11 protein-coding genes are annotated in these 13875 nt (G+C 74.2%); 10 read left to right on the top strand and 1 reads right to left on the bottom strand.

Annotation, left to right across the window (positions count from 1 at the left end):
- The first annotated feature begins 20 nt into the window (after positions 1-20).
- The 4 genes from DEI99_RS09840 to DEI99_RS09825 all read left to right on the top strand — a co-directional run bounded on the left by DEI99_RS09840 (position 21) and on the right by DEI99_RS09825 (position 6703).
- The gene (locus tag DEI99_RS09840) at positions 21-1334 is read left to right on the top strand and encodes a DUF58 domain-containing protein (protein WP_258369168.1); all 1314 of its coding nucleotides are present in this window, start codon (positions 21-23) and stop codon (positions 1332-1334) included.
- On the top strand, positions 1331-3793 hold the full coding sequence (locus DEI99_RS09835; RefSeq protein WP_111040559.1) for a transglutaminase TgpA family protein: 2463 nt from the start codon (positions 1331-1333) through the stop codon (positions 3791-3793). Before DEI99_RS09840 ends, DEI99_RS09835 begins: the two co-directional genes overlap by 4 nt.
- A complete protein-coding gene (locus DEI99_RS09830) occupies positions 3790-5727 on the top strand; it encodes a zinc-ribbon domain-containing protein (RefSeq protein ID WP_111040558.1) in 1938 nt (645 codons plus the stop codon). The genes DEI99_RS09835 and DEI99_RS09830 overlap by 4 nt, the downstream gene beginning before the upstream one ends.
- A gap of 70 nt (positions 5728-5797) precedes the next feature.
- Positions 5798-6703, top strand: coding sequence for a hypothetical protein (locus DEI99_RS09825; protein ID WP_111040557.1), 906 nt, complete (start codon positions 5798-5800; stop codon positions 6701-6703).
- A 52-nt stretch (positions 6704-6755) separates the two neighbouring features.
- Here the strand turns inward: DEI99_RS09825 and DEI99_RS09820 are convergent, their stop codons facing one another.
- Entirely contained in the window at positions 6756-7748 is a 993-nt protein-coding gene (locus tag DEI99_RS09820; RefSeq protein WP_111040556.1) for an asparaginase, read from the bottom strand.
- 35 nt (positions 7749-7783) lie between these two features.
- Between DEI99_RS09820 and DEI99_RS09815 the strand changes: the two genes are divergently transcribed.
- The 6 genes from DEI99_RS09815 to DEI99_RS09790 all read left to right on the top strand — a co-directional run bounded on the left by DEI99_RS09815 (position 7784) and on the right by DEI99_RS09790 (position 13850).
- Entirely contained in the window at positions 7784-8293 is a 510-nt protein-coding gene (locus DEI99_RS09815) for an OsmC family protein (protein WP_111040555.1), read from the top strand.
- A 6-nt stretch (positions 8294-8299) separates the two neighbouring features.
- Positions 8300-9271 (top strand): FKBP-type peptidyl-prolyl cis-trans isomerase, encoded by a 972-nt coding sequence (locus tag DEI99_RS09810; protein WP_111040554.1) that lies wholly within the window; start codon positions 8300-8302, stop codon positions 9269-9271.
- Positions 9272-9273: 2 nt separating this feature from the next.
- Positions 9274-10380: a 1-deoxy-D-xylulose-5-phosphate reductoisomerase gene (dxr, locus tag DEI99_RS09805; RefSeq protein WP_111040553.1), complete on the top strand. Its 1107-nt coding sequence runs from the start codon at positions 9274-9276 to the stop codon at positions 10378-10380.
- A 69-nt stretch (positions 10381-10449) separates the two neighbouring features.
- Entirely contained in the window at positions 10450-11784 is a 1335-nt protein-coding gene (locus DEI99_RS09800) for a M50 family metallopeptidase (protein WP_181434312.1), read from the top strand.
- A 24-nt stretch (positions 11785-11808) separates the two neighbouring features.
- Positions 11809-13266 carry a purine-cytosine permease family protein gene (locus DEI99_RS09795; RefSeq protein ID WP_111040551.1) on the top strand — a complete coding sequence of 486 codons (1458 nt, stop codon included), beginning with the start codon at positions 11809-11811 and terminating at the stop codon, positions 13264-13266.
- A complete protein-coding gene (locus DEI99_RS09790; protein WP_111040550.1) occupies positions 13263-13850 on the top strand; it encodes a cysteine hydrolase family protein in 588 nt (195 codons plus the stop codon). The genes DEI99_RS09795 and DEI99_RS09790 overlap by 4 nt, the downstream gene beginning before the upstream one ends.
- The last annotated feature ends 25 nt before the right edge of the window (positions 13851-13875 follow it).

The raw sequence follows: 13875 nt of genomic DNA, 5'->3' as shown, positions 1-13875 counted from the left end.
GCACGGGGACGGTCGCCGGCATGACCAACGTCCGGTCCCGGATCGTCGGGGACCGCGAGGGCGTGGCAGCGGATGCCGTCGTCGGCGTCGTCCGCGCCTGGGCGACGGTCTGGAGGCTCGTCACGCGTTCCTGGGGCGAGGTCTCGTCGGTCGTCACCGGGCTCGGCTGGACGGTCGCCGCGCTCACGCTCGTCGCGTTCGTGACGGGCTACCGGTTCGGGCTGCGCGAGATCGTGGTCGTCGGGTTCGCCGGTGCGGTGCTGGTGGTCGTCGCGGCCGTCGCGCTCATCGGCCGGTCACGGCTGGTGATCCGGATGCGGCTGCCGCAGCACCGGGTGGCCGTCGGCGACGCCGCTGGCGTGGTGGTCACCGCGGAGAACCCCTCGCGACTGCCCTCCGTGCCGACGACCGTCGAGGTGCCCGTCGGTTCCGGTCTGGTCGACGTCGCCGTCCCCGCGATCGGCCCGCAGGGCACGTTCGAGCGCGAGGTGCCGGTGCCGACCCTGCGCCGCGGCGTGCTCGACGTCGGTCCGGTGACCGGCGTCCGCGCCGACCCGGTCGGGCTGGTCCGTCGCGAGGTCGTCTGGACGGCCCGCGAGCAGGTCATCGTGCACCCGCGGACCATCGCGATCCCGTCGACGAGCACCGGTCTGGTGCGGGACCTCGAGGGACAGGCGACCACCGACCTCTCGCCGGCGGACATCGCGTTCCACGCCATCCGCGAGTACATGCCGGGCGACGACCCTCGCACGATCCACTGGAAGTCGACGGCGAAGTCCGGCGCGCTGATGGTGCGCCAGTTCGAGGACACCCGCCGCTCGCACCTCGTCGTCGCACTGGGCACGGCGCGCGCCGAGTTCGGTGACGACGACGAGTTCGAGCTCGCCGTCAGCGCCGCCGCCTCGCTCGGCGCACGGGCGATCCGCGACGGCCGCGAGGTCTCCGTCGTGGTCTCCGAACGGACGCCCGAGTTCGCACGGCGCGCGGTCTACGCGGTGCGGTCCCTGCCGACGGTCACGCCGACGCGCCTGCTCGACGACTTCGCGTCCGTCGGCCTCGCCGACGCCTGCCTGCCGGTCTCCGAGGTCGCGCGGATCGTCGGCAACGACGCCGAGGGGATCTCGGTCGCCTTCCTGGTGGTTGGGTCGACCGTCGGGCTGCCGGCGCTCCGGCTCGCGGCCACGCGCTTCCCGGTGGGGGTCGAGGTCGTCGCGGTGATCTGCGAGCCGGAGGCGCAGCCCCGGTTCCTGCGGGTCGCCGGCCTGACGGTGATGACCATCGGCTACCTGGACGACCTCCGGCACGCGCTGCACCGATCGGCAGCGGCCGCATGAGCGCAGCACCCGTGGTCGAGCCGACCGCGCCGGAGCGCGCACGGCGCACCACCCGGCGTTCCGACCGCCGGGACGCCCGCCGTGCCGCACCGCTCCGGTTGGCCGGCAGCACCCTGGTCGTCTGGCTCCTGCTCGCCGTGGCGAGCACGTCCTGGTGGCCGGTCTACCGCGACCAGGCGATGGTCGCCGCGGCGGTCACCGCGATCGTCGCCGGCACGCTCGTCGCCCTGCTCGGCGCCGTCTTCCGGCTGCCCGCTGCGGTGGTCGCCGTCGCCGGCGTCGCGGCGTTCACCCTGACCGGCGTGCCGGCCGCGGTGCCCGACCGGGCGGCCGGTCTGCTGCCCACCGGTCCCGGGCTCCTCGACCTCTTCGCCGGCGTCGCGCTCGGCTGGAAGCAGCTGGTGACCATCAGCCTGCCGGTCGGGTCGTACGAGGCGCTCCTCGTGCCGTACTTCGTGACGCTCCTGGTGGCGGCGGTGACGTCCGTGAGCGTGGCGACCCGTGCCTCCCGACCGGAGCTCGCGAGCATCCCGGCACTGGTGCTGTTCGCGGTCGGCGTGGTCGTCGGACCGACCCGTCTCGACACGTCCGTGCTGACCGCGGTGGTGCTCGTGGGGATCGCCCTGGTGTGGGCGCTGACCGTCCGCCACGCGCGACGCGCGGTGGCCGTCGCGACCACCATCGGCACGAGGGTCCCGCTCGTGCGGTCCGTCGTGCGGCCGGCGCTCGTGGGGACGGGCACCATCGTCGCCGCTGCGGTCGTCGCGACCGGACTCGGTCTCGTGGCGCCGCCCACCGTGGGGCGCACCGTGGCGCGGACCGACGTCGTGAAGCCCTTCGACCCGCGCGACCACGTCAGCCCGCTCAGCGGTTTCCGGGCCTACGAGGAGCCGGCCGCCGCGGACACCGCGCAGCTGCGGGTGACCGGGCTCCCCGAGGACGGGTTCGTGCGCATCGCCACCCTCGACACGTACGACGGCGTCGTCTACCGGGTGGGGGGTGCCGACGGGTCGTCGGCGTCGGGCACCTTCGAGCGGGTGCCGACCTCGGTCGACGTGCGCGGGGTCGACGGCACCACCGTGCGCGTCGGCGTGACCGTCGACGGGTACAGCGGCGTGTGGCTGCCGACGGTGGGCGACCTCGAGCGGGTCGAGTTCACCGGTCGCGGCGCGGAGTCCGAGCGCGGAGCGTTCTTCTACAACGCGTCGACGCAGACCGGAGCCGTGGTGGGCGGGGTCGGTGACGGCACGTCGTACGACCTGACCGCCGTGGTGCCCGACCAGCCGACCCAGGAGCAGCTCGCCGCGGCGCGACCGGGCACCGCGTCGGTGCCGGCGACCCGGGACGTCCCGGAGGCCGTGCGGGACACCGTCGAGTCGACGACCCGCGGTGAGACCGCGCCCGGCGCGAAGCTCCTGGCCGCGCTGCAGTCGCTCAAGCGCAACGGGTACGTCAGCCACGGGGTCGGCGACGACCGGATGAGTCGTTCGGGCCACGGTGCCGACCGGATCCAGGAGCTCCTCACCGCGCCGCTGATGATCGGTGACCAGGAGCAGTACGCCGCCGCCGCGGCGCTGATGGCCGACGAGCTGGGGTTCCCCGCGCGCGTCGTGATGGGGTTCAGCGCCGGCGGCGACTCCGGGGCCGACCGCGGCGACGCGGGCACGAGCGGCGGCACGACGACGTTCCGCGGCTCGGACGTGACGGCGCGCATCGAGGTGGACACCGCGCAGTGGGGATGGGTCATGCTCGACCCGAACCCGACCGTGCGCGAGATCCCGGACGAGCAGCAGCAGACCCCGCAGCCCGTGACCCGGCCGGAGACGGTGGTGCCGCCGCCCCCCGTCACCCAGCAGGACCAGGACCAGCAGGCCCCGCCGCAGACCGACCGCAACACGCCGCCGGTGCAGCCGCTGTGGCTGCAGATCCTGCTCGCCGCGTTGCCGTGGGTGCTCGGCGTGCTCGGCCTCGCGGCGCTCGTGCTGCTGCCGTTCGCGGTGATCGTGCTCGTGAAGCGCGCACGGCGCCGCCGCCGCCGTCGCGCGCCGACGCCGCGCGGCCGTGTCGTCGGCGCGTGGGACGAGTACCGCGACGCGCTGCTCGACCGCGGGCACGACGTGTCCCGGTCGGCGACGCGACGCGAAGCGGTGGCGGGCGCTCCCGGCGACGGCGGGACCGGCCTCGCCGCCCTCGCCGACCGCGCGGTCTTCGGTCCGAGCGACGTCGACGAGTCGGTCGCCGACCGGATGTGGTCGGCGACGGACGACGCGATCGGCAGTCTCCGGACCGGACGGAACCGACGGGAACGGTTCCGCACCGCCGTCTCGCTGCGGTCGCTCCGGGGACGGCGACCCCCTCGTGGGCGCACCCGGCAGGGTGCTCGGGGACGCGGCGACTACGATGGGCCGAGGCCCGGCGAGCGTCGTGCAGGGCCGAGTGAGGACAGAGGCACCCCGTGATCAGATGCGAACACTGCGGATCGATGCTCCCGGACGGGGCGATCTTCTGCGGTGAGTGCGGCCGCGCGGTGACCGCCGCGGCCAGCCGTCGCCCGGTCGCCCAGCCCCCCGTTGAACAGACACCGCCGCCACCGCTGCAGCAGCCCGACGCGCACGGCCGCCGCTCCGACCCCGCCGCCGACGCCTGGCTCCCCGAGGCCACGCTCGACCCGGCGACGCGCGCCTGGTTGACCGGCTCCGACCGTCCGGGCAGCGGTGCCGTCCCCGTCCAGCGACCCGACGACTTCGCCCCCCGGCAGGCACCCTCGCACGTCCACGGAGCCGACTCCGGGTTGGCGGAGCGCGGTGCGCCGAACCCGCAGAGCGCCGAGCCCTCGCTGGACCCCGCCGACCACCACTCCGAGCCCATCCCCGGCGCGGACCTCGCCGACGATCCCGAGCGGACCCGCCTGGCGCCCCCCGCGTCGGCTGCCGCCCCGACGGACGCTCCCGCGGCCGACCACGGCGTCCCGGCATCGGTGTGGGCGCCCCCGGCGGACGTCGCACCGCCGGCCGCGCCGGCCGGTCCCTCGTGGTGGGTGGGTCGCGGCAACGCCGCCGAACCCGAGGTCGTCGCCGACCCCGTCGTCCCCCCGGTGCCGCCCGTCCCGCCGGTGCCGCCCGTCCGCGGTCCCGCCGACGACGAGGCCGCCGGAGCATCCGCCGAGCACGGCCCGGGCGACGACCAGTCCGACGGTGCCGGCATCGAGGGCCTGCGCGTCCCCGCTCCGGCCGCCGAGTCGACGGACGACGGCGACGCGCAGTCGGGCCACGCCGTCGTGCCCGCTGCGGACGGCCCGGTCGCGTCGCCGCCGCAGCCCGGTGACACCGCGGTCGTCGAACCCCTGGTCGACCGCCGACCGCTCCGTCCGGCTCCGCTGGTCACCCCGGGCATGCACGCCACGACGACCTGCCACGTGTGCGGACACCAGCTCGAGCCCGACGACATCTTCTGCGGTGAGTGCGGCGCGGTCCGCCCGGCCGTGACCGCCGCCTTCACCGGACCGGTCGTCCCACTGCCGATGGCGCGTCCGGACTGGGCTGCCGACGACGAGGCCGAGGTCGTCGACGATGCGTCCGCGGACGCCACCGGCGGGGGTGCGGAAGACACCGACGGCGACCCGGACGGTGACGACGCGGACGCGGACAGCGACGACGGCGGCGCCACCGACGGCGCCGGAGCGGACGGCGCCCCGACCGCGGCGGACGACGAGTTCGCGGACTCCGGGCCGCGCCTCCGCCCGCGCGGGGTGCACGCCGCCCCGAGCCTGTCCCCGGACGCCTTCCCCTCGGCGCCGGCGACCACGCCGCCGGGATCGGCGACCGTGCCCTCCGCGGCACCGTCGGCTGCGCCGCTCGCCGCGCCGCTGCCCCCGATCCCGGGTGCCCCGGGAGCGATCCCGCCGATGCCGGGTGCTTCCGTCGACGCCCCGCACGGGCCGGTCACGCCGGACCCGGCGTCCCTGGTGTCCAGCGCGAACGACGACGGCCTCGGGCAAGACGGTCTCGGGGACGACGGTCTCGGTGATGACGTCGAGGAGACCCGCATCGTCGGGCAGGCTCCGGTCCAGGCCCCCTTCGTGCTGCACTTCAGCACCGGTGAGCGCTTCGGCGTGCACGGCACGGGGCTGCTCGGCCGCCTGCCCCGCCCGCAGCCGGGCGAGCGGTTCGACGACCTGCTGACCGTGCACGACCCCGGCAAGTCGGTGTCGAAGATCCACCTGGAGCTCGGTCGTGACGGCGACGACCTCTGGGTGTCGGACCGCTTCTCGGGTAACGGGACCGTGGTCCGGCACATCGACGGTTCGATCCGTCGGTGCGAACCGGGCCGTCGGTACCGGGTCGAGCGTGGTGCCCGGGTCGACATCGGGGAGCAGTTCTTCCTGGTGCAGTAGTCGGCGCCGGCTGTCCACAGTTCCCGTCGGAGGGCCCACGGCTGCGACGGGGACGTGCTCGGATGGAGCGGTGTCCCCGTTCACCGCCCGCTGCGTCCTGGTCGTCACCGCGGTCGTGCTGGTGCTGTCCGGCCTGCTCGGGCCCGTGGCGGGGAGTGGACGGGTGGCGCTGCTGGCGGCGGCGGCCTGCTGTGCCGTGCTCGACGTCGTGCTGCACCGATCGACCACCTCGGCGGAACCCGAGCAGGCGGGGGAGCCACTGCCGCTGCCCCTGCTCCCACACCTCGAGCAGGCCGACCTGGCGTCGACCGGGTTCGTCCTCGGGCACCGGCCGGAGGGTGCGGTCGTCCTCCACCCAGCCCCGGCGCACCTGGTCGTCGTCGGGACCGGTGCCGTCGCCGACTCGGTGTTCCGGGCACTGGCCGCGCAGCTCGCAGCGGGTCCGGCCGCGGACGACCACGCCGCGGGCGAGGACGGCGCGGGCGAGGACGGCGCGGACGACCACGCCGCGGGCGACGACGGCGTCGCGCCGAGGACCGAGGGCAGCCACCAGCAGGTCGCGGACCCACACGGCCCCGCCCGGACGGTTCGCTGGGGGAGCGACCCGGATCGGGACCCGCCCGTGCGCCCGTGCACGGGCTCGGGCTCGGGCTCGAGCTCGAGCTCGGGCACGAGCACGGACCGGGTCGGTCGGATGCCGCCCGGCACGGCCGCGGCGGTCCGGTTCGACGACGCCGGACGCCCGGCCTCCACGGTGGTGCACGTGCCGGGTCTCGGGGCGATGCCGAGGACCTGGGACGTCGCCGTCGTCGTCTCCCGTTACGGCTGCACGAGCCGTCGCCCGGCCGATCCGGCCGCGGAACCGCTCGTCCCCGTGCTCCCGGTCGCACCGGACCCGGACCCGGACCCGGACCAGGACCCGGACCCGCGGACGTCAGGGACGTCAGGGACGTCGGTGACACCGACCGCATCGTGACCGCGCAGCGGCACCCGTCCGTGGCGGCCGACGGTCAGCAGCCGCTGTTCCGTCAGCGCAGACCCGCACCCACCCGCACCGCGCCGACCGGCACGCCGCCGCCGAGCACCTGCTCGCCGGTGGCCGCCACGACGTCCGCCACACCCTCGGCGTCGACGAGGCCGTTCCGCTCCAGCAGCGTCAGCGCGGCGAGCGTGCCCGCCCGCGCCGAGCCGTCGAGCATCTTCACGGCCACCGCAGCACCGCCGGGCAGTCCCATCACCATGACGCCCTCGGCGCCGAGCTTCGCGAGCACCCCGAGCCGCTCGATCGTGACGGTGTTCGCCCGGCCGATGCCGTCGATGGCCCACGGGTGCGCCAGGACCGCGTCGGTGAGCGCCGCCGAGTCGCTGTCGGCCCGCGCGACGACCCCGGCGAAGCCCCGTGCGAGCCCGGTGAGCGTCAGCGGGAACACCGGCGCGCCGCAGCCGTCGGTCCCGACGACGTCGACGGTCTCGTGCGTGTACTCCTGCACGACGCTGCGGACGCGCTCCTGCATCGGGTGGGTCACGTCGAGGTAGGTCGCCTCGTCCCATCCGTTGACCCGGCACGCGGCGAGCATGCCGGCGTGCTTCCCCGAGCAGTTCATCGCCAGGCGGCGCGGGCCGTCCATGGTGCGTGCGGTCGCGCGGTCGAAGGGCATGTCCGGCGGGCAGCCGAGGTCGGCCTCGACGTGGTCGAAGGACTCGAGCATGTGCCGGGCGAGCGCCTGGTGTGCGACGGTGCCGGCGTGGCTCGCGGTGGTGAGCACGAGTTCCTCGTCGGAGAACAGCGCGCCGGCGCCGCGCACGGCGAGCGCCTGGAACGGCTTCATCGTCGAGCGGGGGTAGATGCTGGCGGTGGCGTCGCCCACCGAGTCGAGGACCGTGCCCGAGGCGTCGACGACGACGCCGGCGCCGACGTGGCGGCTCTCGTCGAAGCCGGAGCGGTCGAGCACCGCGAGCTCGACCGACCCCTCGGCGGTGAGAGGATGGCGATCAGTGCGGACTCCGTGGCTCACCGTCATGCCGCCATGCTAACGAACCGAGAAGGGCGTCCCGCGTGCACGACCACTCCTACGAGGTCTCCGTCCGGTGGACCGGCGACCGCGGCACCGGCACGTCCGGTCACCGCGACTTCGGGCGCGACCACGTCGTGTCCGCCGCGGGCCACCCGGACGTGCCCGGGTCGGCGGACCCGACGTTCCGCGGCGACCGGGACCGCTGGAACCCCGAGGAGATGGTCGTCGCCGCCCTCGCGCAGTGCCACATGCTCAGCTACCTGCACGTCGCGGTCACGCAGGGCTTCACGGTCGTCGACTACCGCGACACCGCGACGGCGTCGCTGCGGCTCAACCGGGACGGCTCCGGCGAGCTCACCGAGGCGACCCTGCACCCCGTGGTCACGATCCTCGAGGCCGACCGGGTGGCGGACGCCGAGGCCGCCCACGTCACGGCCAACGCCCTGTGCTTCATCGCCCGTTCGGTGGCGTTCCCGGTCCACCACCAGGCCGAGACGATCGTCCGACCTGCGTCGTCGTCAGCGGACTCGTCGACCGGTGGGGCAGACTAGGGTCCCGTGAAGCGACTCCGCCTGCTCCCGATCGCCATCGTCCCCGCCGTCGTGCTGGGACTCGCCGCGTGCTCCGGCGCCGGATCCGAGGGGTCATCGGCCACGCCGACGCCCTCCGCCAGCGCCACGGTCTCGCCGATCACGGCCTGCCCGAAGCCGGGCGACGAGTCGGACTCGATCCGCGCCGCCGGGAAGTTCGGGGGTGGCAAGGCCCCGATCGTGAAGTTCGACGCCGGCCTGTCGGCGACGCCGCCGCAGGCGACGAAGCTCGAGTCCGGCAAGGGTGCCGCGCTCGACGAGGGCGACTACGCCCAGGTGTCGTACTCGGTGTACGAGGCGAAGGACGCCAAGAAGCTCGGCACGGTCGGCTTCGACGAGGGCAACCCCCAGGTCCTGTCGGTCGGTGGGACCGGGTTCGGTGCGCTCCTCGCCTGCTCGAAGGTCGGCGACCGGGTGGCGGCCGTCGGCCAGTCCGCCGCGCTCGGCTTCAACACGGGCGGCGAGATCGTCGTCGTCGCGGACGTCGTCGCCCAGGTCCCCACGAAGGCGGACGGCACGCCGCAGGACCAGGACCCGAAGCTGCCCACGGTGAAGGACAAGGCCTCCGGCGAACCGGAGATCACCATCCCCGACGGTGTGAAGGCCCCGTCGAAGACCGAGGTCGAGGTCCTCAAGCAGGGCGACGGCGCGACGATCGCAGACGGCGACACCGCGCTCGTGCAGTACAAGGGCGTCGTCTACAGCACCGGCAAGGAGTTCGACTCCTCGTGGTCGAAGGGCACCCCGGCGTCCTTCACGGTCTCCGAGTCGGCGCTCATCAAGGGCTTCGTGACCGGGCTCGTCGGCCAGAAGGTCGGCTCGCAGGTCCTCATCGTCGCGACCCCGGAGGACGCCTACGGCGCGAACCCGCAGGAGGGCTCGGGCATCCCGAAGAACGCCACCCTGGTGTTCGTCGTCGACGTCCTCGCCAAGGGCTGACCGTGACGGACCGCCGCGACGCCGGTCCCGCCCGCAGGCGCATCGTCGTCCTCGGCAGCACCGGCTCGATCGGCACGCAGGCGCTCGACGTCGTCGCCCGCAACCCCGACCGGTTCGAGGTCGTCGGGCTGACGGCGGGCAGCAACCGTGCGCTCGTCGCCGAGCAGGCCGCCCGGTTCGGCGTCCGGGACACCGCGTTCGGCGCGGCGGACGCGGAGCAGCTCGTCCGCAGCGTCGAGGCCGAAGTCGTCCTGAACGGCATCACCGGGTCGGTCGGCCTCGGTCCGACCCTGGCGGCGCTGGAGTCCGGAGCGACCCTGGCGCTGGCGAACAAGGAGAGCCTGATCGTCGGCGGCCCGCTCGTGCAGCAGGCCGCCGCGCCGGGACAGATCGTGCCGGTCGACAGCGAGCACTCCGCGATCGCGCAGGCGCTCCGCTCCGGCGCCGACACCGAGGTGCACCGGCTCGTGCTGACCGCGAGCGGCGGGCCGTTCCGCGGGCGCTCCCGCGAGCAGCTCCGCGACGTCACCCCGGCCGAGGCGCTGGCGCACCCGACCTGGGACATGGGACTCGTCGTCACGACGAACTCGGCCACCCTGGTGAACAAGGGCCTCGAGGTCATCGAGGCGCACCTGCTCTTCGACGTCCCCTACGACCGGATCGACGTCACCGTGCACGCGCAGTCGATCGTGCACTCGATGGTCGAGTTCGTCGACGGCTCGACCATCGCCCAGGCGTCCCCGCCGGACATGCGCCTGCCGATCGCACTCGGGCTGGCATGGCCGGACCGGGTGCCCGGCGTCGGCGTCCCGCTCGACTGGACGACCGCGAGCACCTGGACCTTCGAGCCGCTCGACCAGGACGCCTTCGGTGCCGTCGCGCTCGCGAAGCGGGTCGGCGAGCTCGGCGGGACCTTCCCGGCCGTCTTCAACGCCGCGAACGAGCAGGCGGTCGCCGCGTTCCACGCGGGTGCCATCGGCTTCCTCGACATCGTCGACACCGTCGAGCGCATCGTCGACGAGCACACCGCGGGGGAGCCGTCGCTCGACGGCGTGCTCGCGGCGGAGCAGTGGGCACGCACGGCTGCGGACCGCGCGCTGGCCCGCTGACGGGAGGCCCGTCCCACCTCCCAGACGGCGCTCGGCTCCGCCATGGGGTCGGTCCCGTACGCTTTCCCGGTGACCGTCGAATCCGTCCTGCTCTTCGTCCTCGGCGTGGTCGTCTTCATCGTCGGCCTGCTGGTCTCGATCGGGCTCCACGAGCTGGGGCACCTGTCCTTCGCGAAGCTGTTCAACGTCAAGGTGACGCAGTACTCGCTCGGGTTCGGCAAGGCGATCTGGTCCTTCCGCCGCGGTGAGACCGAGTACGGCATCCGACCGATCCTGCTCGGCGGGTACATCTCGATGGTCGGCATGCTCAAGCCGCGTGCCTCGGGCCGGGCGAACGCGATCACGAACACCGGCATGTACGGCGCCTTCGTGCAGGACGCCCGCCAGGCCAGCGCCGAGCAGATCGCGGACTCGGGTGGCGACGACTCCCGGGCGTTCTACCGGCTCACCCCGTGGAAGCGCATCATCGTGATGGTCGCCGGACCGGCGATGAACCTCGTCATCGGCATCGTGCTGTTCGGCGTGCTCCTGTGCGGGTTCGGCGCGCCGACGACGACGTTCACTTCCAGCGTCGACTGTGTGTTGCCCACCAGCCAGGCCACCGAGTGCGCCCCGGGTGACGCGGAGTCGCCCGCGAAGCAGGCGGGCATCGTGTCCGGTGACGTCGTGCTGTCGGTGAACGGCGAGCAGGACCCCACCATCGCCCGCGTCTCCGAGGTGTTCCAGCGATCGGCCGGTGAGCAGGTGACGGTCGTCGTCGAGCGCGACGGTGCCCGGAAGACGCTCGAGATCACGCCGACGACGGCCACCCGCGACGTGTACGACGCCGAGGGCAAGGCTGTCGAGAACGCCGACGGCACCACGAAGACCCAGCAGGTCGGCGTGGTCGGCGTCAGCATCGGGCAGTCCCTGGTGCGGCAGTCGCCGACCGAGGTCCTGCCGGCGACCGGCGCGCAGATCGCGGCGTCGGCGCACCTCATCATCGACCTGCCGCAGCGGCTCGTCGCCGTGTGGAACGCGGCGTTCGGCGCCCAGGAACGCTCGCAGGACAGCCCGGTGTCCGTGGTCGGTGTCGGCCGTGCCATCGGCGAGGTCTCGTCGATGAGCGGCGTCCCGGTGGTCGACAAGGCGTACACGATCCTCGGCCTGCTCGCGTCGCTGAACATCGGCCTGTTCGTGCTGAACATGTTGCCGCTGCTGCCGCTCGACGGCGGACACATCGCGGGCGCGCTGTGGGAGGCGATCAAGCGACGTGCGTTCACGCTCGTCGGCAAGGCCGACCCCGGTCCCATCGACCTGGCGAAGACGATGCCCCTGACGATGGTGGTCGTGGTGCTGCTGGCGGGCATGAGCGCGCTGCTCATCTACGCCGACCTCGTGCGCCCCGTGGACCTGTTCGGGTAGTCGGCCGCGCACTACGCTCGGCGCATGAGCACCGTGCCGGCCAAGCCCACGCCCGAGGTCCGCGCCGTCGAACGGCAGGGCCTCGACGTCATCGCCGAGGTCGACCGCAAGGGCACCCCGCGCGGGCTGTTCTGGCCGTGGTTCGCGGCGAACGTCTCCGTGCTCGGCCTCGCCTACGGGTCGTTCGTGCTCGACTTCGGCATCTCGCTCGTCCAGGCGACCGTCGTCTCCGTCGTCGGCGTCGCGTTCTCGTTCCTGCTCTGCGGCGTCGTCGCGATCGCCGGCAAGCGGGGCTCAGCGCCCACGATGGTGCTGAGCCGCGCGGCGTTCGGCGTGCGTGGCAACCGCCTGCCCTCGTTCCTCAGCTGGGTGCTCACGGTCGGGTGGGAGACCGCGCTGGCGGCCCTGGCGGTCCTCGCCACCTCGACGGTGTTCACCGAGCTCGGCTGGGACGGCGGGGTCCTCACCAAGCTCGTCGCGCTCGTCGTCGTGGCCGCGCTCGTGGTCGGTGCCGGCGTCGCGGGCTTCGACGTCATCATGCGCCTGCAGACGGTGATCACCGTCGTCACGGCCGTGCTGACCGTCCTCTACGTGGTCCTCGCGGCGCCGACGATCGACACGGCGGCGCTCGGCGCCCTGCCCTCGGGCAGCGCCCAGCAGGTGATCGGGGCGCTCGTGCTCGTGATGACCGGGTTCGGCCTCGGCTGGGTGAACGCCGCGGCCGACTACTCGCGCTACCTGCCGCGGACCGCCTCGACCCGCGGGGTGGTCGGCTGGACGACGTTCGGCGGAGCGCTCGCCCCGGCGGTGCTCGTCGTGGTCGGCCTGGTGCTCGCGGGGTCGTCGCCGGACCTGCGGGCGGCGATCGGCGCCGACCCGATCGGAGCGCTCACCACCGTGCTGCCGGTGTGGTTCCTCGTCCCCTTCGCGGTCGTGGCGATCCTCGGCATCGTCGGTGGCGCCGTGCTCGACATCTACTCGTCGGGCCTCGCGCTGCTCAGCGCGGGCGTCCGCATCCCGCGACCGGTCGCCGCCGGGGTCGACGGCGTCGTCATGGTCGTCGGCGCGGTGTACGTCGTCTTCTTCGCCACCGACTTCCTGCAGCCGTTCCAGGCGTTCCTCATCACGCTCGGGGTCCCCGTCGCCGCGTGGGCGGGCGTGTTCGTCGCCGACGTCCTGCTGCGACGGACGGCGTACGCCGAGGCGGAGCTCGACGACCGCCGCGGCCGCTACGGCGACGTGCGGTGGGGCGCCGTCGCGCTGGTCCTGGTCGGCACGGCGCTGGGCTGGGGACTCGTGACGCTCTCGTCGCCCGTGTGGCTGTCGTGGCAGGGGTACCTGCTCGGCCCGTTCGGCCTCGGTGGGCGCGGCGGCCCCTGGGCGTACGCGAACCTCGGCGTCCTCGTCGCGCTCGTCGTCGGGTTCGTCGGCACGCTGCTCACCGCCCGTCGCGCCGTGCGTCGCCAGGAGTCGCAGCGGTGACCACGACCGTGCCGGAGGACGCCTGGCTCGTGGTCGTCGACATGCAGCAGGTCTTCTCGGGCGAGAGCCCGTGGGCGACGCCGCGGTACGACCACGCCGGGTACGCGATCGAGCACCTGCTGCCGCGGTTCACCGGCCGCACCGTGTTCACCCGGTTCGTCGCCCCGGCACAGCCCGAGGGTGCGTGGGTGCCGTACTACCGCGACTGGCCCTTCGCCCTCGTCCCGGATGCCGACCCGCTGTACGCACTCACCGAGCCCTTCGCGTCGGCCGCTGCGGACCGGGGCGACCCCGTCGTGACGGAACCGACGTTCGGCAAGTGGGGGACGGGCCTCCAGGCCGTCGTCGGCGACCACCCGCACCTCGTGCTGACGGGCGTGTCCACGGACTGCTGCGTCCTGTCGACCGCGCTCGCGGCGGCGGACGCCGGCGCGACGGTGACCGTCGTGGCGGACGCCTGCGCCGGCGCGAGCGACGCCGACCACGACCGGGCACTCGACGTCATGCGCCTCTACGCGCCGCTGATCACCGTCGTCGACGCGGCCGCGGACGTGGTGCGGGGGAGCGTCAGGGCGAGCGCGTAGAGTGCTGACGTGCCCGCAGTCAACC

The organism is Curtobacterium sp. MCLR17_036 (assembly GCF_003234445.2).
Taxonomy (GTDB): domain Bacteria; phylum Actinomycetota; class Actinomycetes; order Actinomycetales; family Microbacteriaceae; genus Curtobacterium.
This window is presented reverse-complemented; position numbering and strand designations above follow the sequence as displayed.